The following is a 20,521-nucleotide window of genomic DNA, read 5'->3' as shown; positions in this document are numbered from 1 at the left end:
TCATGGACCAGCACATGTATCCCCTGAAGAGACAAGTCGGAAGAAAGTCCACCCCCGGACCGGACTTTCGGATTAGCCCTTCCGACCAGGCTTTTGTTTGTCGCGGTGCTGCGCAGACGGCGGCGCACACCGCCGCGGATCGCCCCGATCGGCGCCACTCGTCGATACAAGTGGGGCCGCGCGCACCCGCCCCGGACGGAAAACGCACCCCCGGGGTGTCCCGGGGGTGCGTCTCTCCTGCGGCCCGCCGTGCGGGCCCGACGTCAGCGCTTGCCGGCGATCTGCCGTCCGACGATCTCGCGCATGATCTCGTTCGTGCCGCCGTAGATGCGGTGCACCCGGGCGTCGAGGAAGGCGCGGGCGATCGGGTATTCGGTGATGTAGCCGTACCCGCCGTGCAGCTGCACACCGGCGTCCAGCACGTCCCATTCGCGCTCCGTCGCCCAGAACTTGACCTTCGCGGCCTCCTCGGCCGAGAGCCGGCCGTCCTTGTAGGCCAGGAGCGCGCGGTCGATGAAGGCCCAGAGCGCGTCGACCGTCGCCGACATGTCCGCGATGGTGAAGCGGCTGTTCTGGAAGTCGATGATGCGCTCGCCGAACGCCTCTCGGTCCTTCGTGTACGCGACCGTCCAGTCGAAGGCGGCCTGCGCGGCGGCGGCTCCGGCCACGGCGATCGAGAGGCGCTCGAGGGGGAGGTTCATCATCAGCTGGATGAAGCCCTTGCCCTCGACGCCGCCGATGAGGTTCTCCTCCGGCACGAACACGTCGCTGAACGACAGCTCGGCGGTGTCATGGCCGTGGAAGCCCATCTTCGAGAGCTTCTTGCCGTTGTCGAACCCCTCCATCCCCTTCTCGATGAGGACGAGGCTGAACGCGTCGGGGCGGTTGCCCTCGCCCGTCTTGACGAAGGTCACGACGAGGTCGGCGGTCGCGCCGGACGAGATGAAGGTCTTGGCGCCGTTGACGAGGTAGCCGCCGTCGACCTTCTTCGCGGTGGTCTTGATGCCCCGCAGGTCGGAGCCCGCACCGGGCTCGGTCATGGCGAGCGCACCGACGACCTCGCCGGTGGCCATGCGGGGCAGCCACTTCTCCTTCTGCTCCTGCGTGCCCATGTGCACCAGGTAGGGCACCGCGAGGTCGTCCTGGATGCCGAAGGCCCCGGCGAGCGAACCGGCCCCAGCTGCGATGACCTCTTCGTTGACGATCGCGCGGAACCGGTAGTCCTGCAGCATTCCGGCACCGCCGAACTCCTCGGGCACGGAGAGCCCGATGATGCCGGCCTCACCCGCGGCGCGCATCGTGGCGCGGTCCACCTCGCCGGCGGCGTCCCACCTCTCGATCGCCTCGTGCGTCACGTGGCGCTTGACGAAGTCCTTGACGAGGTCGCGGAAGGCCTCGTGATCCTCTTCGTAGATGTCGCGTTCCATGCCGTCCTCCCGAACGTGTCGTGCGTCGTTGCTCCGGCGAGTCTACGGCGGGAACACGGGGCAGGACAGGCGATTGTGAGAATGCATCCCACCAACGGTGGGACTGGGTTCCGCGTTTGTGGGATGCCTCAGTGACCGTAGTCGGGCGCCGCCGGCAGACCGAAGAAGTCCTCGAGGGTGTGATGGCCGCCCTCGTGATACGCCTGCGCGAGCGCCGGGCCGACGTAGCGCAGGTGCCAGGGCTCCGGCGCATAGCCGGTGACCGGCGTCCCCACCTGCTCGTAGCGCACGATGAACCCGAACTCCCAGGCGTGCGCGGCCACCCACTCGCTCTGCCGGGTCGCGCCGAAGCCGTCCAGACCCCCGCATCCGGCATCGCACGCCACGACATCGAGGGCGAGACCGGTCTGATGCTCGCTGTGGCCGGGGCGCGCGGAGCCGGCATCGGCGTCGGCCTGCCCCTGATCCCGCACGTGCGCGTCGTACGTCGCGACCTGCAGCCCGTAGGAGCGATAGCCGTTGTTCGCACCGAGGCGTCCGACCCCGGCCGCCTCCGCCGCGTCGGCCATGCGGCCGACGGCGTCCGCGACCTCCGCACGCACCCGGCCGGACGGCGTCGTCATCTGCAGCGGCACCTGCCCGAGACCGGTGGGCTCGTAGTCGGCCGGATCGAGCGGCCGCCCCTTGTTCACGACCACCCAGATCCGGGCGGGGTCGCTGAGCGAGATGCACGGCGCGTTCCCCGCGACCACCGCGGCGCGGAAGGCCGCACCCCCGCCGAACGCGGCGACGGCGGCGTCGTCATCGCCCGCGTCCAGCGCCGCCTGCACCGCCGGCTCCGCACAGGGGTCGGCGGCGGGCGTCGCCGCGTTCTCGATCGTGGGCACCTGCAGCACGGCGGCAGGACGCGGCAGGGCCTCGGGGGCCGTGGGGGTCGCCGCCGCGCCGGTGAGCGAGAGCACCACGCCCAGCGCGGTCACCGCCAGCCCGACCGGCAGGGCAGGACCGAAGATCGGGGAGCGCGGCGCCGCATGCTGAGCGTACGGCGAGGAGGGCATCCCCCCATTCTTCCACTCGAACATTTCTCCCACACTCGCTTGACAGTTGTTCGATTCTTTGTTCGACTAGCAGGATGCGATGGCAGGGACAGAAGCTCGCGGACGCCGACGAGGCGGCGCTGCCCGGACTCGAGAACCGGTCGAGCGTCCTGCGCACCGTGACCACGCCGGAGTTCGCCGGCATGACCTTCCACGAGGTCCTGTCGAAGTCCGCGCTGAACCACGTCCCCGGTGCCTCCCGCATGCCGTTCGCCTGGACCATCAACCCGTATCGCGGCTGCTCGCACGCCTGCACCTATTGCTTCGCCCGCGGGACACACGAGTACCTCGACCTCGACGGCGGCGCCGACTTCGATACGCAGATCGTCGTCAAGGTCAACGTCGTCGAGGTCCTGGAGAAGGAACTGCGGCGCGGGAGCTGGCAGCACGAGACGGTGGCCCTCGGCACCAATACCGACCCGTACCAGCGTGCCGAGGGGCGCTATGCGCTGATGCCCGGGATCATCGAGGCGCTCGCCGCCTCCGGCACCCCGATCTCCATCCTGACGAAGGGCACGCTCATTCGGCGTGACATCCCGCTGCTGAAGAAGGCGGCCCGGCGCGTCCCGGTCGACGTGCAGATGTCGATCGCGATGTACGACGACGCCCTGCAGAAGGCCATCGAGCCGGGCGCCCCGAACACCCAGGCCCGTCTCGACACCGTGCGCGCGCTGTCCGACGCCGGGTTCCCCGTCACGGTGTTCCTCATGCCGATCATGCCGCACCTCACCGACTCCCTCGCCGCGATCGACGACGCCCTCCGTCGCATCAAGGCCGCCGGGGCGCGGAACGTGATCTACGGGGCGCTGCACCTGCGTCCCGGCGTCAAGCCGTGGTTCTTCCAGTGGCTCGGCGAGAACCGTCCCGACCTCGTGTCGTCGTATCGGGGGCTGTATCCCGGAGCATCGGTCGAGGCGCCGAAGCCGTATCGGCAATGGCTGGCGAAGCGAGCCCGTCCCCTCATCCGGATGCACGGTCTCGACGGCCGGCACGAAGACGACTATCCGCGGCGCGGGTTCCGCCCCGGGCAGGGGCATGTGCAGACCGGTGCGCCGACGAGCGGTCCGGTGCTGTTCACCCCCAGCGGGCGCGCGGCCGCCGCCCCGCCGCAGCCGATGCTGTTCTGACCCGGTCGGGCGGAGGCCGCCGCGCCGCGTAGGCTCGAGGATCATGGCGATCGGTTCGACAGTCCACACGTTCGAGATGCAGCTGGCCGACACCGATCGCGGGGTCTACGACGACGTCTCGCTCCGGGCCGCCCGGCATCCCTCCGAGACCGACGCGTACATGCTCACGCGGGTGCTCGCCTACGGGCTCGCGTTCGCGGAGGGCATCGCGTTCGGCGGCAGCGTCTCCGATACCGAGGAGCCCGCGGTGCTCGTGCGCGACCTCACCGGGCGCGTGACGGTCTGGATCGAGGTGGGCGCTCCCGACGCCGCGCGGCTGCATCACGCCTCGCGCCTCGCGGACCGGACGGTCGTCTACACACACCGCGACCCGGCCAAGGTCATGGCACCGTGGGCCGACAAGCGCATCCACCGTTCCGAGGACATCCGGGTCTACAGCTTCGACCCCGGGTTCATCGACAGCGCCACACCGCACCTCGCCCGCCGCAACACCCTGACCCTCACGGTCACCGAGCGCGTCCTCTACCTCGACCTCAACGGCACGTCCCTGACGACGTCCCTCCACGAGCACACCCTCCCCTGACCCCCCGGTGCGGAGTGCGAAAAGGCCCCGGAGACCGAAGTCTCCGGGGCCTTTCTGATCCCGAACGGGTCAGGAGGTGAGCTCGGCCGCGGACGGCACGCGCCCGGCGATCTCCTCGATCACGTCGTCGTCCAGACGCGCCTGCTCGAACGGGGCCTCGATCTCGGCGCGACCGAGCAGCTCGGTCATCCGGCGCTGACGCTGCCGGGTGATGAGCGTGACGACCCGGCCCGAGCGACCCGCGCGCCCGGTGCGACCCGAGCGATGCAGGTAGGTCTTGTACTCGTCCGGCGCATCGGCCTGGACCACGAGATCGATGTCGTCCACGTGGATCCCGCGCGCAGCCACATCGGTCGCGACGAGCACGTTCACCCGACCCGAGGTCAGCTTCTCCAGGTTGCGCGTGCGCTTCGCCTGGTTGAGGTCGCCGTGCAGCGACACCGCGGGGATCCCCGCGTCGTCGAACTGATCGGCCAGCATCTCGGCGTACGCACGGGTGCGGGCGAAGACGAGCGTCTTGCCCTCGCGGTCGACGAGCGACGTGAGGATGTCGGCCTTGTCCCGGTGCTCGATCACGAGCACGCGGTGCTCGATCGTGCTGGAATCCTGGTCCTCGCCCGCGACCTCGAACACGGCGGGGTCGACGAGGAACTCGTCCACCAGCGCCGCGACCTCGCGGTCGAGCGTCGCGGAGAACAGGAGCTTCTGGCTGCCCTCGGCCGTGCGGCGGAGGATGCGCTGGACGGGCTCGACGAATCCGAGCTCGCACATGTGGTCGGCCTCGTCGAGCACCGCGATCCGGCAGTCGGAGAGGTCGAGCTTGCCCTGGTTCATCAGGTCCTCGACACGACCCGGGGTGCCGATGACGATGTCGACGCCCTTCTTCAGCGCGCCCACCTGGCGGCCCTGCGGCACGCCGCCGTAGATCTGCGTCGTGAACAGACCGACGCTGCGGGCGATCGGCTGGATCGTCCGGTCGATCTGCAGAGCGAGCTCGCGCGTCGGGGCGAGGATGATCGCACGCGGCGCACGACCGAACTCCCGCCGCTTGCCGGCCTGCGACTGCAGCACGCGCTCGACGAGCGGCGCACCGAAGGCGATCGTCTTGCCGGAGCCGGTGCGGCCGCGGGCGAGGACGTCGCGCCCCTCGAGGACGGCGGGGATGCTCGCCGCCTGGATCGGGAACGGCGTCGCCGCCCCCATGTTGTTCAGGGTCTCGGTGATGTTCGAGCCGAGACCGAGGTCCGCGAACGTGACACCCTCGACCTCGACGGCCTGCACGGCCTGTGCCTCGAGGCGCTCGTGGACGACGTCGTCGGCCTGCTCGAACGCGGCCTTCGGCTTGGCATTCCAGTCGTTGCGGGTCGGACGCTCGTCCCGCCGAGGCCGCTCGTCCCGGCGCGGGCGCTCGGTGCGGTAGGCACCTCCGGTCGACGGCCGCTCACGCCCACCCTCGAAGGAGCGCTGCGTGCGGTCGCGGTCGAAGGCGCGGCGGGCACGGGCGGCGTCGTACGAACGCTCGCCTCCCTGGTCACCCGCACGGCCGCGGTCGTCGCGGCGAGGACGCTCGTCGCGGTCGAAGCGGGGACGCTCGGTCCGGCGGTCGTCGAAGCGCGGGCGGTCGTCGCGGTCGAAGCGCGGGCGCTCCGTCCGACGGTCGTCGAAGCGCGGACGTCCACCGTCGCGGTGGTCGTTGTCGCGGAAGCCCTGCCGCTGCGAGCCGCCGCGGTCGTCACGGCGCGGACGGTCGTCGAACCGACCGGCCCCGGCGCGGTCACCCGACCGCGGGCGCTCGTCGAACCGGGCGCCACCCGCACGGTCGTCCCGGCGGTGCGGGGCCTCGCGGCGTCCCGACTCCGCACGGGTGCGGATGCCGCGGGCCTCGTCGCGGCCGGCACGCTCCTGCGAGCTCCAGCGTCGCTTCGGGGCGCCGGACTCGGCCTCCTCCGGGCGATAGCCGCGGTGCCCGGGGCTGCGGCTGCCGGGGCGACGGTCGTAGCCGCTGCTCGCGCGCCGGTCGTCGCCGTCGCGGGCGGGCCGCTCGTCACGGGCGGTGTCGCGGCCGCCGGCCGGGCGGTGCCGGTCGTGGAACGAGGTCTTCTTCGCGCCGTAGCGCGGCTCGAAGTTCGCGGCGGCACGACCGCCGCGGGGCTTCTTGTTCTTGGGCATTCGGGTGTCCTTCTTGCGTTCTCGCACGAGAACAGCGCTGCGCGCACGCGCAAGCACTCCGATCCAGCGGAGTCCGGACGATCTGCGGCCGGGGCCATTCCTGTGATGGTTGATTCACGTCGAGCGACGTGCACCATCGGCCCCTGGACTCACACTTCACACACTGAAAAACGTCCGCGCCCTGCGCGGGCGTCCGAAGCCGACCTCACCAGTCTACCCGGAGAGCCTGAGAGGCCCCCGCAGGCCGCCCACCGGCGGCACTACGATGTCGGGGTGAACTCCGTCTCCCCCACCGGCACCCAGGTGCACCTCCGCCTCGGCGACGTGACCGCGCAGATCGCCCAGGTCGGCGCCTCGCTGCGTGCCCTCCGGATCGGCGAGGTCGATCTCGTGTCGCCCTACCCGCTCGACATCCCGACGCCCTCCTGCTCGGGAGTGGTGCTGACGCCGTGGCCCAACCGGGTGCGCGACGGCCGCTGGGACGACGAGGGCACAGTCCGTCAGCTCGCCGTCACCGAGCCGAAGACGAACAACGCCAGCCACGGCCTGCTGCGCTTCACGGCGTACACGATCGAGCAGACGGAGGGCGCCGCGACCCTGCGCGCGACCGTCTTCCCGCAGACCGGGTATCCGTACCTGATCGAGACGTCCGTCGCGTACGTCCTGACCGCGGACGGGATCGACGTGACGCACACGCTCACGAACTGGTCCGACTCCGCGGCGCCGGTCGCGCTCGGCACGCACCCGTTCCCGACGATCGGCGACGTCGATCCGCACGACCTCGTCCTCCGCGTCCCCGCCCACACCGCCTTCGAGACGGACGACCGGATGCTGCCGGTCGGCACCCGTCCGGCCGAGTCCGCCCTGCGAGAGGGCGTCCGTGTCGGCGACATCGCGCTCGACACCGGCTTCACCGACCTCGAACGCGACGCCGACGGCCGGGTGCGGCACACGCTGACCGCTCCCGACGGCCGCGCGATCACCCTCTGGCAGGGCGAGGGCTTCGACTTCGTGCAGGTCTACACGGCGACGAACTACCCCGGTACCCCGCTCGCGGTCGCGATCGAGCCGATGACCGCGCCGGCCGACGCGCTCAACAGCGGCCGGGGCCTGCGCCGTCTCGCTCCCGGCGAGACCTGGACCCTGGAGTGGGGCCTCACCTTCGCCTGACCGCGGTTCACAACTCCGGAGAACCGACGCCGAAAGGCCCCGATCCTCGTCCTGCGGACGGGACCGGGGCCTTTCTCCTGAGTTGTGAACGCGCGGCTACTCGCCGTGCTGCTCCCGAAGCTCCCGGCGGCTGACCGGAGTGCCGTCCGCGTGCACCGGGACGGGTCCCGCGTCCGCCTGCGGGTCGTCCTTACGCGCCCGGCGCCGCTCCCGCGCCCCCTCGACGAGGTTGTAGAGGGTCGGCAGCACGATGAGCGTCAGCACCGTGGAGGAGACGAGCCCGCCGATCACCACGATGGCCAGCGGCTGGGAGATGAACCCGCCGTGCCCGGTGATCCCCAGCGCCATCGGCGTGAGCGCGAGGATCGTCGCCAGCGCGGTCATGAGGATCGGGCGCAGACGCTTCTCCCCTCCCGCCTTCACCGCCTCGACGGTCGACAGCCCCTTCTCGCGGTACTGGTTGACGAGGTCGACGAGGACGATCGCGTTCGTGACCACGATGCCGATCAGCATCAGCACACCGATCAGCGACGCGACGCCGAGCGGCACGCCCGTCACGATCTGCAGCAGGATGGCGCCGGTCGCCGCGAACGGCACCGAGATCAGCAGCAGCAGCGGCTGGCGCAGCGACTTGAACGTCGCCACCATCACCACGTACACGATGAGGATCGCGGCGAGCATGGCGAGGCCGAGCTGCGCGAACGAGTCGGCCTGCTGCGAGGCGACGCCGCCGACCTCGGCCGAGGCACCGTCCGGGAGGTCGGCCGCGGCGAGCGCCTCGGTGACCGACTGGGTGGCGACCGCGAGGTTGTCCGACGCGGGCGGCACGGTGATCGTCGCGGTGCGGCGTCCCTGCTCGGTCGTGATCGAGGTGGGGCCGTTGCGCTGTTCGACCGTCGCGATGTCCTGCAGCGGCACGATGCCGGCTGCGGTGGGGATCGCGAGCTGCTGGAGGGCGGCGACGGTCGTCGGCGGCTCCGGGTTGACCAGGTACACGGTCAGCGCGGTGTCGTCGATCTCGACCGAGCCGATCTGCTGCGGACGCATCGTGTTCGACACGATCGACCCGACGGCGACCTCGGACAGCCCGACCCGGGCGGCGGCGTCGCGGTCCACGACCACGGCGATGTAGGGCAGTGCCTCGGCGAGGTTGTCGGTTACCTGCCCGATGCCCTCCCGGCCGTCGAGCTCGTCGACCACCGCGGAGGTCGCCGTCGCGAGGTCGTCGCCGTTCGCCGCCGACACGGTGATCTCGATGTCGCTGGAGCCGAAGCCGGCCGAGGCGGCGACGGTGACCTCGCCCACCTCGTCGCCGAGACCGTCGATCGCGTCCTGCACCTCGGCGCGCAGCTTCTCCTGGTCGGCGTCGCCGTCGGTCAGCACGGAGTAGGTGATCCCCGCCCCGCCGGAGAACGCGTCACGAAGGGCGAAGCCGCTCGAGCCGATCGACGCCTGTACGTGCTCGACGCCGTCGATGTCGAGCAGCGCCTCCTCGACGGGGGCGGCCGCGTCGGACTTCGCCTGCAGGCTCGCGGTCGGACCGAGGTCCTGCGTCACGGTCATGGTGTTCTGACCGGAGTCGCTGAGGAAGTTGACCTTCATCAGCGGGGCGGCGGCGAGGGTCCCGACGAGCACGACCACGGCGAGCGCCACGGTGAGGCCCGAGTGCTTGAGGGTCCAGCCGAGGATCGGGCGGTAGCCGCGCTGCAGCCGCGTCGGCGGGGCGGCCGGGTCCTCCGGGTCGATCGCGGTGCCGTCCTCGTCGAGCAGCGGCTTGCCGGGCTTGAGGAACCAGTACGCGAGCACCGGCACGATCGTCAGGGCCACGAAGAGCGAGGCGACCATCGCGATGGTGACGGTCATCGCGAACGGACGGAACAGCTCGCCCACCATGTCGCCGACGAAGACGATGGGCAGGAACACGGCCACGGTCGTGATGGTCGACGCGGTGATGGCGGCGGCGACCTCGCGCACCGCGAGGCGGATCGCATCGCCCTTGTCCGCGTCGCCCACGTAGTGGCGCTTGATGTTCTCGATCACCACGATGGAGTCGTCGACCACGCGGCCGATCGCGATCGTGAGGGCCCCGAGGGTCAGCACGTTCAGGGAGTAGCCGAACGCCTGCAGCCCGATGAAGGTGATGAGGACGGAGGTCGGGATCGAGATCGCGGTGACCAGGGTCGAGCGCACCGACATCAGGAACACGAGGATCACGAGGACGGCCATCACGAGGCCGAGCAGGCCCTCCGTGGCGAGGGTGTCGATGGACTGCACGATGAACGGCGCCTGGTCGAACACCACCGTGAACTCGGCGTCCGGCAGGGCCTCCCCGATCTCGCCGAGGGCCGCGATGACCCCCTGCGACACCTCGACGGTGTTCGCGGCGGGGAGCTTGGTGATCGAGATCGACAGGGCGTCCTCGCCGTCGACGCGGGAGATCGAGGTCACCGGGTCGGACACCTGGGCCACGCTCGCGACGTCTCCGATCGTGAGCTCCGTGCCGACCAGCGGCAGGGCGGCGATCTCGTCGACCGAGGTGATCTTGGCGCCGGTCTGCACCGTCAGGGTCTCGCCGTCCTCGGTGATGTCGCCACCGGGGAAGAGCGTGCCGTTCTGCTGCAGCGCCGTGTTGATCGCCTGCGTGCTCTGCCCCGCCGCCGCGAGCTTCGCGGCGTCCGGGGTGATGGTGATGCGCTGTCCGACCCCGCCGACGATCTCGGCCGCGTTGACGCCGTCGACGTCCTCCAGGTCGGGGATCGCGACGCTCTCGAGCTGGGCCTGGGCGTTGTCGGCGTCGTCGAAGCCGGTGACCGCCACCTGGATCACCGGGAAGTCGTCGATCGAGACCGACAGCACCTGCGGCGTGACATCCTCCGGCAGCTGCGAGGAGATGCGGTTGATCGCCTGCTGGATCTTCTGCTCGGCGGTCGCGAGGTTCGTGCCGTACGAGAACATGGCCTGCACGATGGACGCGTTGGTCGTGCTGGTCGCGGTCGTCGACTCGAGGTCGGGCACCCCCTGGATGGCCGATTCGATCGGCGTGGAGACGTCGTTCTCGACCACCTCCGGGGAAGCGCCGGGGTACGTGGTCATGACCACGAGCGCCGGCAGCTCGAGCGAGGGGATGAGCTCCTGCTTGAGGTTGGTGAGCGCGAGCCCGCCGAACACCGCGGCGACGATCGTCACCAGCGCGATGAGAGCGCGGTTCTTCAGGCTGAGGATGGCGAGTTTCGACAAGGCGGGGTCCTCGATGTCAGGGGGTGGCGGTAGCTGCGGATGGGAGGGAGAGAGGTTCTCCGAGGATCCGCGCCAGTGCGGATTCGAGGAAGGACTGTTCGAGATCGACATCGCGGATCTGCGTGTTCCACATGACGCCGTCGATGAAGATCATCGCCGCTCGCGCCCGGTCGGCGCCATAGGCCGGCTCGAGGAGGTCGACGAGGCGGTCGGACAGGTGCCGGGCGAGCTCGCGCAGTCGCGGATCATGGACGGCGGCCGTGACCACGGCCCGATCCGCCTGCACCGCGTGCCCGTCGTGCGCGCTCTCGTACACGAGCGCCGCGATCACGTCCGCTCCGGCTCCGCGTTCGGTGAGTGTCTGCCGCACCCCGTCGAGCCGGCATTCGATCTCGTCGGCGAGCGCGCGCAAGGCGGCGCCGCGGAGGTCGTCGAGGGTGTCGAAGTACTGGGTGGTCGCTCCCAGCGGCACCCCGGCGCGCGCGGCGACCATGCGGTGGGTGATCGCGTCCGCCCCGACCTCGACGATCAGCTCGGCGGCGGCCGTCACGATCTCCCGGCGGCGCGCTTCGGGGTCGCGCCGTCGACGCGCACTCTCCACCATCGCTCACCCCCGGAACACCCGTACATGTACGTTTGTACATTCGCCCCGTTGTGAACTCCCTGAGAGGTGCCTTCTCGCCCCCTCCTCTCTGCTCCCGGGATCGAAAAAGCGCCGGGGACGACCCCGTCCGGCCCGTTCCTGATCCCGCCCCGTGGGGTCAGGCGGCGGTCGAGAGGGCGGACCCCACCGCAAGACCCAGCCCCGCGGCGAGGATAGCGAGCACGAGCATGCCGATCGCGTCGAAGACCGCGGCACCCCGCTCGCCATCGCGCCACAGCGCGACCGCATCGAGCATCGCGGTGCTGAAGGTCGTGTAACCCCCGAGCAGGCCCGCCCCGAGCACGAACGCCGTCTCCGGCAGCGCCGTCGTCACGACACCCAGCGCGAAGGAGCCGGTGAGGTTGACGATGAGGATTCCCCACGGGAACCGCCTCCCGGCGAGCCGGGCGACCCCGACGTCGATGAGGTAACGCAGGACGGCGCCGACGCCCCCGGCGAGCACCGCCGCCAGGAACAGCAGCGGACTCACGACGCCGCTCCCCGGCGCGGGCGCGCCAGCCGGAGGCCCGCGGCCGCCGCCGCGAGACCGAGGGCGAGACTCCCGACGGCGTACGCCGCTGCCAGCAGCGGCGCCGACGCCCAGAGGGCGAGGGTCCCGGTCATGAAGGCGCTGTACGTCGTGAAGCCGCCGAGGAGGCCGGTGCCCAGCAGGAGCCGCAGCTCGGCGGAGGCGGGGAGCCGCGCGGCCACCACCCCGATGAGGAGGGCCCCCACCACGTTCGCCGTCAGCACCGCGAGGGGGAAGCCGCCGGGATCGGGCACGAGGAGCCCGAGACCGAGCCGGGCCGACGTCCCGAGCATGCCGCCGAGTGCGACGAGCAGGACGCGACGGAGACTCACGTTCGCCACTGTAGTCGCCGCATGACAGGGCGATCGCCCGATGTCAAGGCGTTGGATCGCGCCAGGGAGAGGCGTTGACTGTCGGCATGAAGCCACTCTGGAAGGTCGACCAGGACGCACCCCACGGCACCCCGTTCGACCCCGGTGCCCGGCACGACGTGCTCATCGTGGGCGCGGGCCTCACCGGGCTCTCCACCGCCGTCCTGCTCACCCGAGCCGGACTCGACGTCGCGGTGGTGGACGCCGGAGCGGTCGCCGAACTCTCCACGGGCGGCAACACCGGAAAGCTCTCCCTCCTCCAGGGCCAGCAGCTGGCGACCATCCGCGCGCATCACTCGGCCGCGCTCGTGCAGGCCTACGTCGACGCCAACCGCGCCGGCATGGACTGGCTCACCGGCTTCGCGGACAGCGCGGGCCTGAGCTACACCGAGCGGACCGACCACACCTACGCGCAGGGCCCGGACGGGCTCGAGTCGGTCAGGGCCCAGCACGCCGCCGCACGGGAGGCGGGCCTGCCGACGCGGATGCTCACCGCCGGCGAGCTGTCGACGCCGTTCCCCATCGCAGGCGCCGTCGCGCTCGACGGGCAGGTGACGATCGATCCCGTCGCCGTGGCCGATGCGCTCGCGAAGGAGTTCCTCGCCGGCGGGGGCACCCTCCACACCGGCGTGCGCGTGACCGGGGCGCACGCCCTCCCGGAACCCCGCGTCGAGACCGCCGCCGGGCCGATGTTCGCCGAGCACATCGTCCTCGCCACCGGCACCCCCATCCTCGATCGCGGCCTGTACTTCTCGAAGGTGGCCGGCATGCGGTCGTACTGCGTCTCGTTCCGGGTCGCCGGCGGCGTGCCGGAGGGGACGTTCATCTCCGCCGACAGCCCCACCCGCTCCATCCGTCCCGTCTCGGCGGCCGACGGCCCGGCGGGCACGGCGCAGCTGGTCGTCGGCGGCAACGGCCACCCCGTCGGCCGCTCCGACGGCGAGACCGCCGCGATCGACGATCTCGTGGACTGGACGCGCCTGCACTTCCCCGATGCGGAGGAGACGCACCGCTGGTCGGCGCAGGACTACCAGTCGCACAACCTCATCCCGTTCGTCGGGGCCCTGCCCCGCGGCCTCGGACGCATCCGCATCGCCACCGGCTACGCGAAGTGGGGTCTCTCCAACGCTCCCGCGGCGGCGCTGCGGCTCACCGAGGAGATCATCGGCACGAAGCGCAGCGAACGACCGGCGTGGATGCTGCGGATCGGCACCCGCCTGACCGTCCCCGCCGACCTCGCACGGGGGGCCGTCGAGGGCGCGAAGGTGGCCGCCGCGGCCACGAAGGGCTGGGTCGAGGCCGAGACCACGCCCGTTCCGGTGCCGCAGCCCGCGGAGGGCGAGGGAGTCGTCGCGAACCGCGGCGGGCGCCCCGTCGCCATCTCGACCGTGGACGGCGTGACCCGAGCGGTCAGCGCGGTGTGCACGCACCTGGGCGGCGTGCTCGACTGGAACGACGCCGAGTGCACCTGGGACTGCCCGCTGCACGCGTCGCGCTTCGCCGCGGACGGCACCCGCATCGAGGGGCCCGCGCTGAACGACCTCCCGACGGTGCCGCGCACGGCAGGGGACTCCTGACTCAGGACCGGATCGGCGGGGCGTCCCAGCCCTGCTGCGGGGTGTCGCAGTCCTCCCGGAACACGTACTGCGACACGAGCTTGCGCTGGCTGCTGGACCAGTCGATGGCCGGGCGCCGCTGCTCCGGCGGCAGGTAGCCGAGGCGGTACACGGCCATGAGCTCGAGGTCGTCGGGCACGCGAAGAAGCCGGACGATCTCGTCCCAGCGGCCCGGCACCTCCATCGGGAACGAGATGAACTGGATCCCCATGCCCAGCTCGACCGTGGTCAGCCACACGTTCTCCATCGCCGCGCCCATGCTGAAAACGGAGTAGAACGACGACAGCTGCCCTGGCCGGTACTCGCTGCGGTCGAGCATGACGCCGAGCAGGAGCGGCGATCCCGCGACGAGCTTCCGGTTCTCCGAGCCCAGCGTCTTCGGCACCCCGAAGGTGTTCATCAGCGTCTGCCCGCGCTTGGTGAACACCTGCGACGTGAAGGGGCGCAGCGGCGCGGGGAGCTTGTCGAACAGCATGCCGCTGCGCTTCTCCTCCATCTCCTCCTGGCTGAAGCGGAAGTACGGCTTGTACCGCTCGAAGAACGTCCCGTTCGACATCGCCTCCGTCATGCTCTCGCCGGAGATGCGCGCGATCTCGTCGATCGTGTCGCGGTTCTCGATCACGACGAAGCGCCACGGCTGGCTGTTCAGCTGCGAGGGCGCGCGACCGGCCGCCTCCAGCAGGATGCGCTGGTGCTCCTCGGAGACCGGGTCGGGCAGGAACGCCCCGTTCGTGGTCTTGCGGCGGCGGATGGCGTCGAGGAGTTCCATGCGGTCACTTCCGGTCGGAGGGGCGGCGCGAGACCACGAGGCCCGCGAGGACGAAGGGCGCGGCGGTGAGGGCCACGAGGGGGTGGCGGCGGGTGTGCGTCCCGGCGTAGGGGATCGCGGCGAGCGGGGCGGCGGCGGGGAGGAGTGCCAGGGCGGCGCGGCGGCCGCGCGGCGAGCGGGTGGCGAGGCCGACGACGGCGGCGAGTCCGGTCGTCGCGCAGGTCAGGATGTAGAGCGCGTGGTGCACCCAGCGGAACCGGCGCGTGTCGATGAGCCGCGCGGCCACCGCCGCCCCGAGGGCGCAGTTCGCCCCGTAGGCCGCCGCCGCCACCGCGAAGGCTCCGGACACGGGGCGGTCGTCGTGCTCGGGCATGGCACGACCCTACGCCCTCTCCTCCTCCCCCGACCCACCCCCTTGCGTGCGAGCCACCCCCTTGAGTACGACCGCAACGGGGTGGGTCGCACGCAAGGGGGTGGCTCGATGGATCAGAGCGAGGCTTCCGCGTAGATGCGGAGCGCGTCGCGGACGAACTCCGCGCCCTGCGTGCCGCCGGCGGACGTCGCGTAGTTCGCACCGAAGCGCGGATCGGCGACGTACATCTCGCCGAGACCGAGGACGTAGGCCTTGGCGCCCGCGTCCGGCCCCTGTCGGAGGGCGGCGGCCGGAGTGCCGGGGATTCCCGTGAGCCAGGCCACGTGACGACGCGCGAGCTCCTGCGCCTCGGCGGATGCGGGGTCGATGCCCCGCTCCGCTGCGGCGATCCAGTCGCGTCCGAGGTCGGACACGCGCTGCTGCCAGTCGGCGCGCTCGGCATCGGTCATCCCGCGCCACCAGCGGTCGCCGTCGGCGTAGGCCTTCGTGCCCCAGCGGTCCTCGACCTCCTGCCGGTACTGCGTGTGGTCGAAGCCGTCGAACATGTTCTCTGCCATGAGGTTCTCACCTCCTCTCAATGCCGTGATGGTGGATTCGACCGACGCGATCTGCCGTGCCAGCCGGTTCTGCTCCTCGCGCAGCAGCGCGAGGTGTGTCTCGAGGGCCGCGGCCTCCCGGTCCCCTGAGCCCGCACCCTGGGTCCCTGAGCCCGCGCCCTGGGTCCCTGAGCCGGCACCCTGGGTCCCTGAGCCTGCGTCCTGGGTCCCTGAGCCTGTCGAAGGGCCCAGCACCTCCCCAATCTGCGGCAACCCGAGTCCGAGTTCCCGCAGCAGGAGGATCCGCTGCAGCCGCACGAGCGCCGCCGCGTCGTAGTGCCGGTACCCGTTGGCGGCGATCCGCGACGGCGGCAGCAGCCCGATGTCGTCGTAGTGCCGCAGCGTCCTGCTCGTCGTCCCGGCGAGCCGCGCGATCTCCTGGATCGACCAGTCCCGCTCCGCCATCTCGCGCTCCCTTCGTGTCGTTCCCTCCACGGTAGAAGTTGACGTCACGTCAAGGTCAACCCCGCTTCGAATCGTGTGAATGGCGCGATCTCCGGCGGAAACGGGACCCATCAGGCGATTCGGAGGAAGAGGGGGTGTCGGGATCGAGATATATCGTGTTATCGTCAGGCAACACGATATATCGTGAATCCCTCGACACAGGAGAAGCAGACATGACCGAGAAGTGGCTCATCGCCCCCGGCGAGGAACGCGTCATCGACATCGCCTCCGCGACCCGGCTCAAGGTGGGCCTCGTCGGCGGACAGGTCGACGTCATCGCCCACGACGAACCCGGCATCCGGATCGAGGTGCACGGGGTCACCACCAAGGACCTCCGCATCGAGTCCCGGGACGGCGAGGTCGAGATCGACCACCCGCAGCTGGGCTGGGACAACTTCCTGGAGGTGTTCCGGAACTTCGGCTCCGGCGGTCCCCGCGCCGAGGTGAGCGTCGCCGTGCCGCGGACCATCGCCCTGAATCTGGGGGTCGTGAGCGCCGGCGCCCTGGTGTCGGGCCTCCGCAACGACACCCGCCTCAACACCGTCTCCGGCGACATCATCGTCGACACGCTCATCGGCGACCTCAGCGTCAACTCCGTCTCGGGCGACGTCCAGGTGCGCAACCTCACCGGCTCGATCAGCGCGAACAGCGTCTCGGGAGACGTCGCCGTCACCGGCGCGATCCGGAAGGCCACGGTGGACATCGTCTCCGGCGCGACGCTGGTGGATGCGACGGGCGACGTCAACACCATCACCGTGAACTCCGTGTCGGGCGGCACCACGGTCCGGCTCGACGAGTCCCTCGCGGCGAACTACGTCATCCGCTCCCTCAGCGGCCGCCTGCTCATCGACGGCGTCGAGCGGAGCTCGTCCGGCCCGAGCACCTACAACAGCTCCACGGGCGAACTCGCCGGACGGTTCGTCGACCTGCGCGCCAACTCCGTCTCCGGCGGGGTGACGGTGCTGCGCCGGACCCCGCAGACGATCGAGAACGACCCGGAGTGGGAGGAAGCATGAGTCCCGCGGTCTTCTCCCACGGCGATCTGCGCCTGTACTTGCTGGCCCTGCTCGCGGAGTCCCCGCAGCACGGCTACGGCATCATCCAGTCGCTGACCGACCGGACGGGCGGCACGTACACGCCGAGCGCCGGCACGATCTACCCGCGCCTGGCGAAGCTGGAGGAGGAGGGCCTGGTCACCAAGACGGTCGACGGTCGCACGACGATCTACGCGATCACCGAGGCCGGTCGCGCCGAGCTCGCCTCGCGGGAGAGCGACCTCGCCGACATCGAGGCGGGCATCACCGACACCGTCCGCCTCATCGCGAACGAGGTGCGTCAGAGCGTGCAGGAGGCGATGAAGAGCCTCCGCGCCGACCTGGCGACGGCGACGAAGGACGACAGGGCGGCGGCGAAGTCACGGCCGCGCACCGCGAGCGAGGAGGCGCGGCTGACCAGCCGCGAGGAGCTGCACCGCGCCGACGCCATCGTGAACGCCTTCCGCGCGCGGGTGCGCACCGACCTGCGCACACACGTCGCGAAGGGCGGCGCCCTCCCGGCGTCGGTGGTCACCGACCTCGAGGACGCTCTCGATCAGGCCGCCCGCAGCGTGATCGCGGGCCTGAGCGCGTCAGGCTCGTGAAGCCCGCACCGCGGCCCGCTCCGGTGCCGCCCGGCGCGCGCACGGCACCGGAGCGGGGCGACCGCGCCGGGCGCCCCGCCGCGCCGGCCGCGACGACACCGCCGCGCGTGGTGCCGCAGCACGGCGTCGTCATCCATATGGGCTGACGCGACGAGGCCCCGCCGACATCCGTCGGCGGGGCCTCGTTGCGTCCGGATCACTCCGGCCAGATCTCCTTCTGCTCGTCCGGCACCGACTCCCCGAGCGGCACGACCAGCACGGAGCGGTGCTGACGGTGCGCAAGACGGGCGGCGACGGAACCGGTGAAGAACTCCCGGATGGACTCGCCGATGCCGCGCTTGCGGGTGCCGACGACGATGAGCTGCGCGTCGAGCTTGTTCGCGAGCTGCTTGATCGCCAGGGCGGGGTCGCCGACGAGCTGCCGCGCGGTCCAGGTGACGCCCTTGCCGGCGAGCATCGTGGCCGCCGCGGCCTCGACGGCCTCGAACTCGGCCGCGCCGGCGTCGAAGTTGATGTCGATGGGAGCGGAGTGCACGTAGCCGTCCGGGTCCTCGTAGGTGACGAAGCGCGTGACGTCGACGTGCGCCACGACCAGCGGGGCGTTCAGGAGCCGGGCGAATCGGACGGCCTCGTCGATCACGTGCGGGTCCTGGTCGAGCTGCATGCCGACGATCACGGCCTTCTGCAGAGCGGCGTTCTGCGTGGCCTCGTCGGACGGAGTGGAGGTGTCGTCGGTCATGGAGATCGCTCCCTTCGGCGGCCTGGCCGCGGCCAGGGTCGGTTCCCCGCGTGCTATCCTGAATGCTACTCTTACCGGCCTCGAGCCGGTGTCGTGAATGACTCGGGCGCCTGTCTGCCCGCAGCTTAACTCGTGAGGGGGTCTCAGGCATGGGCCGTGGCCGTCAGAAGGCGAAGCACACAAAGATCGCCCGCGAACTCAAGGCGTACAGTCCGTCGGTGAACTACTCGGCGCTGGAGCGCGAGCTCGCGCACTCGAGCGACTCCGACGAAGACGCCTACGTCGACAAGTGGGCCGATGAGTACGCGGACGAAGACGAAGACGAACTAGAGAAGGCCTAGCCCCTCGGTTCGAAACACCCGCACATGTCGTGCGGGTGTTTCGTCGTAGCCGGGCATCATCCGGGACCTCGGCGCCGCCCGTGCGGGGCGGTCGCGATGCTCGATGCCGCCACACCCGCGCGCTCGCTCCTCGATGTCAGCGCTCCCTCTGAGCCGGGGAGAATCCGACGCGATCCCTCTCATCCGCGTCTTGTGAGCGCAAACATTTTCTGATTTGATGTGCATGTGATCGACGGCGCACCCTCGCCGCGTCCCCGCTTCGGGCGATCCGCAGGAACATGACCTCAAAGAGGAGAACAGCATGGCACCCACCTCACGCACCCCCCGCGTCGCCGCGGTCGTCGCCCTCGGCGCGGTGTCGGCGTTCGGACTCGCGGCCTGCGCCCCGGCCGCGTCCGGAGGGGGCGGCGCCGACGGCGAGCCCGTCACCATCGAGTACATGCACCGCCTCCCCGACGGGGAGGGCATGACCACGGTCGCGGAGATCGTCGACCGGTGGAACGCGGAGCACCCCGACATCCAGGTCAAGGCCACGAAGTTCGACGGCAAGGCCAGCGACATGATCCTCAAGCTCGAGACCGACATCAAGGCCGGGAACGCCCCCTGCCTCGCGCAGACCGGGTACTCCGAGGTGCCGCAGCTCTACGTGAAGGGACTGCTGGAAGACGTCGCCGCCGAGGCCGAGAAGTACGAGGACCACTACTCGGCCGGGGCGTTCAGCGGCATGCGCGTGGGCGACGCCGTCGTGGGCCTCCCGCAGGACACCGGCCCCCTGGTCTACTTCTACAACACCGCCGAGTTCGAGGCCCTCGGCATCGGCGCCCCGGCCTCCCTCGACGACCTGACCGCCGCGTCGGAGACGGCCGCGGCCGCGGGCAAGTTCGTCACGGCGTTCACACCCGACGAGGCGCACAACTGGCTCTCCGGCCAGGCCGCCGCAGCCGGCGACACCTGGTTCTCCACGGAGGGCGACGAGTGGAAGGTGGACGCCGAGGGTGCCGGCTCCGAGCGGGTCGCCGCCTTCTGGCAGGGTCTGCTCGACGGCAAGCAGACGCTCGCCACCGAGCGCTGGGGCGAGGGCTTCACGGCAGCGCTGAACGACGGCCGCCTCATCGGCCACATCGGCGCGGCCTGGGAAGCCGGCTTCCTCCTCGACTCACTGGACGGCACGCCGGCCGAGGGACAGTGGCGGGTCGCCCCGCTCCCCGACTTCGGCGCCGGGGCGATGAGCGGTCCGGACGGCGGTTCCGGGGTCGCGGTCATGAAGGGCTGCGAGAACCCGGCGGAGGCCATGGAGTTCAACGACTGGTTCAACACCCAGGTCGACGACCTCGCCTCACAGGGACTCGTCGTCGCTGCGAAGGGCGAGGTCGAGACCCCGGAGAAGATGCTGCGCCAGTTCGGCGGGCAGGACGTCCTGACCGAGCTCGGCACGGCCACCGAGAACCTCAACCCGGACTTCCCCTACGCCCCCGGCTTCTCGACCCTGGCGAACATGAACGAGACGGCCGCCGCGGCCGCCGCCGGCACGGCCACGGTCGCGGACATCTTCACGACGGCGCAGGACACGGCCGTCGCGTCGCTCAAGGACCTCGGCCTCCCGGTCGCGGAATGACCGGACCGGACGGCATCATCGGATGAACGGCGGCGG

Annotated in this window: 20 protein-coding genes; 9 read left to right on the top strand and 11 right to left on the bottom strand. The window is 71.0% G+C overall.

What is annotated here, in order from left to right:
• Nucleotides 1-263: 263 nt before the first annotated feature.
• On the bottom strand, nucleotides 264-1,427 hold the full coding sequence (locus tag KAF39_RS06485) for an acyl-CoA dehydrogenase family protein (RefSeq protein WP_210676499.1): 1,164 nt from the start codon (nucleotides 1,425-1,427) through the stop codon (nucleotides 264-266).
• 128 nt (nucleotides 1,428-1,555) lie between these two features.
• Nucleotides 1,556-2,485, bottom strand: coding sequence for a M15 family metallopeptidase (locus tag KAF39_RS06480; protein ID WP_210676498.1), 930 nt, complete (start codon nucleotides 2,483-2,485; stop codon nucleotides 1,556-1,558).
• 74 nt (nucleotides 2,486-2,559) lie between these two features.
• Here KAF39_RS06480 and KAF39_RS06475 point away from each other — a divergent pair, with 74 nt between their 5' ends.
• Nucleotides 2,560-3,651 carry an Rv2578c family radical SAM protein gene (locus KAF39_RS06475; protein WP_210676497.1) on the top strand — a complete coding sequence of 364 codons (1,092 nt, stop codon included), beginning with the start codon at nucleotides 2,560-2,562 and terminating at the stop codon, nucleotides 3,649-3,651.
• A 43-nt stretch (nucleotides 3,652-3,694) separates the two neighbouring features.
• Complete coding sequence (locus KAF39_RS06470; RefSeq protein ID WP_210676496.1) at nucleotides 3,695-4,234, top strand: YaeQ family protein; 540 nt, start codon at nucleotides 3,695-3,697, stop codon at nucleotides 4,232-4,234.
• A 69-nt stretch (nucleotides 4,235-4,303) separates the two neighbouring features.
• On the opposite strand, the gene KAF39_RS06465 is transcribed toward KAF39_RS06470, so the two are convergent.
• Nucleotides 4,304-6,403 (bottom strand): DEAD/DEAH box helicase, encoded by a 2,100-nt coding sequence (locus KAF39_RS06465; protein WP_210676495.1) that lies wholly within the window; start codon nucleotides 6,401-6,403, stop codon nucleotides 4,304-4,306.
• Between the two features lie 273 nt (nucleotides 6,404-6,676).
• Between KAF39_RS06465 and KAF39_RS06460 the strand changes: the two genes are divergently transcribed.
• Complete coding sequence (locus tag KAF39_RS06460) at nucleotides 6,677-7,573, top strand: aldose 1-epimerase family protein (protein WP_210676494.1); 897 nt, start codon at nucleotides 6,677-6,679, stop codon at nucleotides 7,571-7,573.
• A gap of 96 nt (nucleotides 7,574-7,669) precedes the next feature.
• Here the strand turns inward: KAF39_RS06460 and KAF39_RS06455 are convergent, their stop codons facing one another.
• From KAF39_RS06455 to KAF39_RS06440, 4 genes are all read right to left on the bottom strand, one after another.
• Nucleotides 7,670-10,810 (bottom strand): efflux RND transporter permease subunit, encoded by a 3,141-nt coding sequence (locus tag KAF39_RS06455; RefSeq protein WP_210676493.1) that lies wholly within the window; start codon nucleotides 10,808-10,810, stop codon nucleotides 7,670-7,672.
• A 16-nt stretch (nucleotides 10,811-10,826) separates the two neighbouring features.
• Entirely contained in the window at nucleotides 10,827-11,414 is a 588-nt protein-coding gene (locus KAF39_RS06450) for a TetR/AcrR family transcriptional regulator (protein WP_210676492.1), read from the bottom strand.
• A gap of 157 nt (nucleotides 11,415-11,571) precedes the next feature.
• On the bottom strand, nucleotides 11,572-11,943 hold the full coding sequence (locus KAF39_RS06445; RefSeq protein ID WP_210676491.1) for a CrcB family protein: 372 nt from the start codon (nucleotides 11,941-11,943) through the stop codon (nucleotides 11,572-11,574).
• Complete coding sequence (locus KAF39_RS06440) at nucleotides 11,940-12,314, bottom strand: CrcB family protein (protein WP_307805107.1); 375 nt, start codon at nucleotides 12,312-12,314, stop codon at nucleotides 11,940-11,942. Before KAF39_RS06440 ends, KAF39_RS06445 begins: the two co-directional genes overlap by 4 nt.
• An 86-nt stretch (nucleotides 12,315-12,400) precedes the next feature.
• Here KAF39_RS06440 and KAF39_RS06435 point away from each other — a divergent pair, with 86 nt between their 5' ends.
• Nucleotides 12,401-13,930, top strand: a complete 1,530-nt coding sequence (locus KAF39_RS06435) for an FAD-dependent oxidoreductase (protein WP_210676489.1) — start codon at nucleotides 12,401-12,403, stop codon at nucleotides 13,928-13,930.
• Between the two features lies 1 nt (nucleotide 13,931).
• On the opposite strand, the gene KAF39_RS06430 is transcribed toward KAF39_RS06435, so the two are convergent.
• The 3 genes from KAF39_RS06430 to KAF39_RS06420 form a co-directional block, all read right to left on the bottom strand.
• Complete coding sequence (locus KAF39_RS06430; RefSeq protein WP_210676488.1) at nucleotides 13,932-14,738, bottom strand: nitroreductase family protein; 807 nt, start codon at nucleotides 14,736-14,738, stop codon at nucleotides 13,932-13,934.
• A 4-nt stretch (nucleotides 14,739-14,742) separates the two neighbouring features.
• The gene (locus KAF39_RS06425) at nucleotides 14,743-15,111 is read right to left on the bottom strand and encodes a hypothetical protein (RefSeq protein ID WP_210676487.1); all 369 of its coding nucleotides are present in this window, start codon (nucleotides 15,109-15,111) and stop codon (nucleotides 14,743-14,745) included.
• Nucleotides 15,112-15,224: 113 nt separating this feature from the next.
• Nucleotides 15,225-16,112 carry a MerR family transcriptional regulator gene (locus KAF39_RS06420; protein WP_210676486.1) on the bottom strand — a complete coding sequence of 296 codons (888 nt, stop codon included), beginning with the start codon at nucleotides 16,110-16,112 and terminating at the stop codon, nucleotides 15,225-15,227.
• Nucleotides 16,113-16,324: 212 nt separating this feature from the next.
• Between KAF39_RS06420 and KAF39_RS06415 the strand changes: the two genes are divergently transcribed.
• From KAF39_RS06415 to KAF39_RS06405, 3 genes are read left to right on the top strand one after another with little or no spacing between them, the layout of a single operon-like run.
• On the top strand, nucleotides 16,325-17,167 hold the full coding sequence (locus KAF39_RS06415; RefSeq protein ID WP_210676485.1) for a DUF4097 family beta strand repeat-containing protein: 843 nt from the start codon (nucleotides 16,325-16,327) through the stop codon (nucleotides 17,165-17,167).
• Nucleotides 17,164-17,790, top strand: a complete 627-nt coding sequence (locus tag KAF39_RS06410) for a PadR family transcriptional regulator (protein ID WP_210676484.1) — start codon at nucleotides 17,164-17,166, stop codon at nucleotides 17,788-17,790. Before KAF39_RS06415 ends, KAF39_RS06410 begins: the two co-directional genes overlap by 4 nt.
• On the top strand, nucleotides 17,787-17,936 hold the full coding sequence (locus KAF39_RS06405; protein ID WP_210676483.1) for a hypothetical protein: 150 nt from the start codon (nucleotides 17,787-17,789) through the stop codon (nucleotides 17,934-17,936). The genes KAF39_RS06410 and KAF39_RS06405 overlap by 4 nt, the downstream gene beginning before the upstream one ends.
• A gap of 50 nt (nucleotides 17,937-17,986) precedes the next feature.
• On the opposite strand, the gene KAF39_RS06400 is transcribed toward KAF39_RS06405, so the two are convergent.
• Nucleotides 17,987-18,529: a universal stress protein gene (locus KAF39_RS06400; RefSeq protein ID WP_210676482.1), complete on the bottom strand. Its 543-nt coding sequence runs from the start codon at nucleotides 18,527-18,529 to the stop codon at nucleotides 17,987-17,989.
• A 149-nt stretch (nucleotides 18,530-18,678) separates the two neighbouring features.
• Here KAF39_RS06400 and KAF39_RS06395 point away from each other — a divergent pair, with 149 nt between their 5' ends.
• Complete coding sequence (locus KAF39_RS06395) at nucleotides 18,679-18,870, top strand: DUF3073 domain-containing protein (RefSeq protein WP_025104705.1); 192 nt, start codon at nucleotides 18,679-18,681, stop codon at nucleotides 18,868-18,870.
• Between the two features lie 301 nt (nucleotides 18,871-19,171).
• Nucleotides 19,172-20,485 carry an ABC transporter substrate-binding protein gene (locus tag KAF39_RS06390; protein ID WP_210676481.1) on the top strand — a complete coding sequence of 438 codons (1,314 nt, stop codon included), beginning with the start codon at nucleotides 19,172-19,174 and terminating at the stop codon, nucleotides 20,483-20,485.
• The last annotated feature ends 36 nt before the right edge of the window (nucleotides 20,486-20,521 follow it).

This window comes from Microbacterium sp. BLY (assembly GCF_017939615.1).
GTDB lineage: Bacteria > Actinomycetota > Actinomycetes > Actinomycetales > Microbacteriaceae > Microbacterium.
The sequence above is the reverse complement of the archived record's forward strand: the minus strand, read 5'-3'. Positions and strand labels throughout refer to the sequence as shown.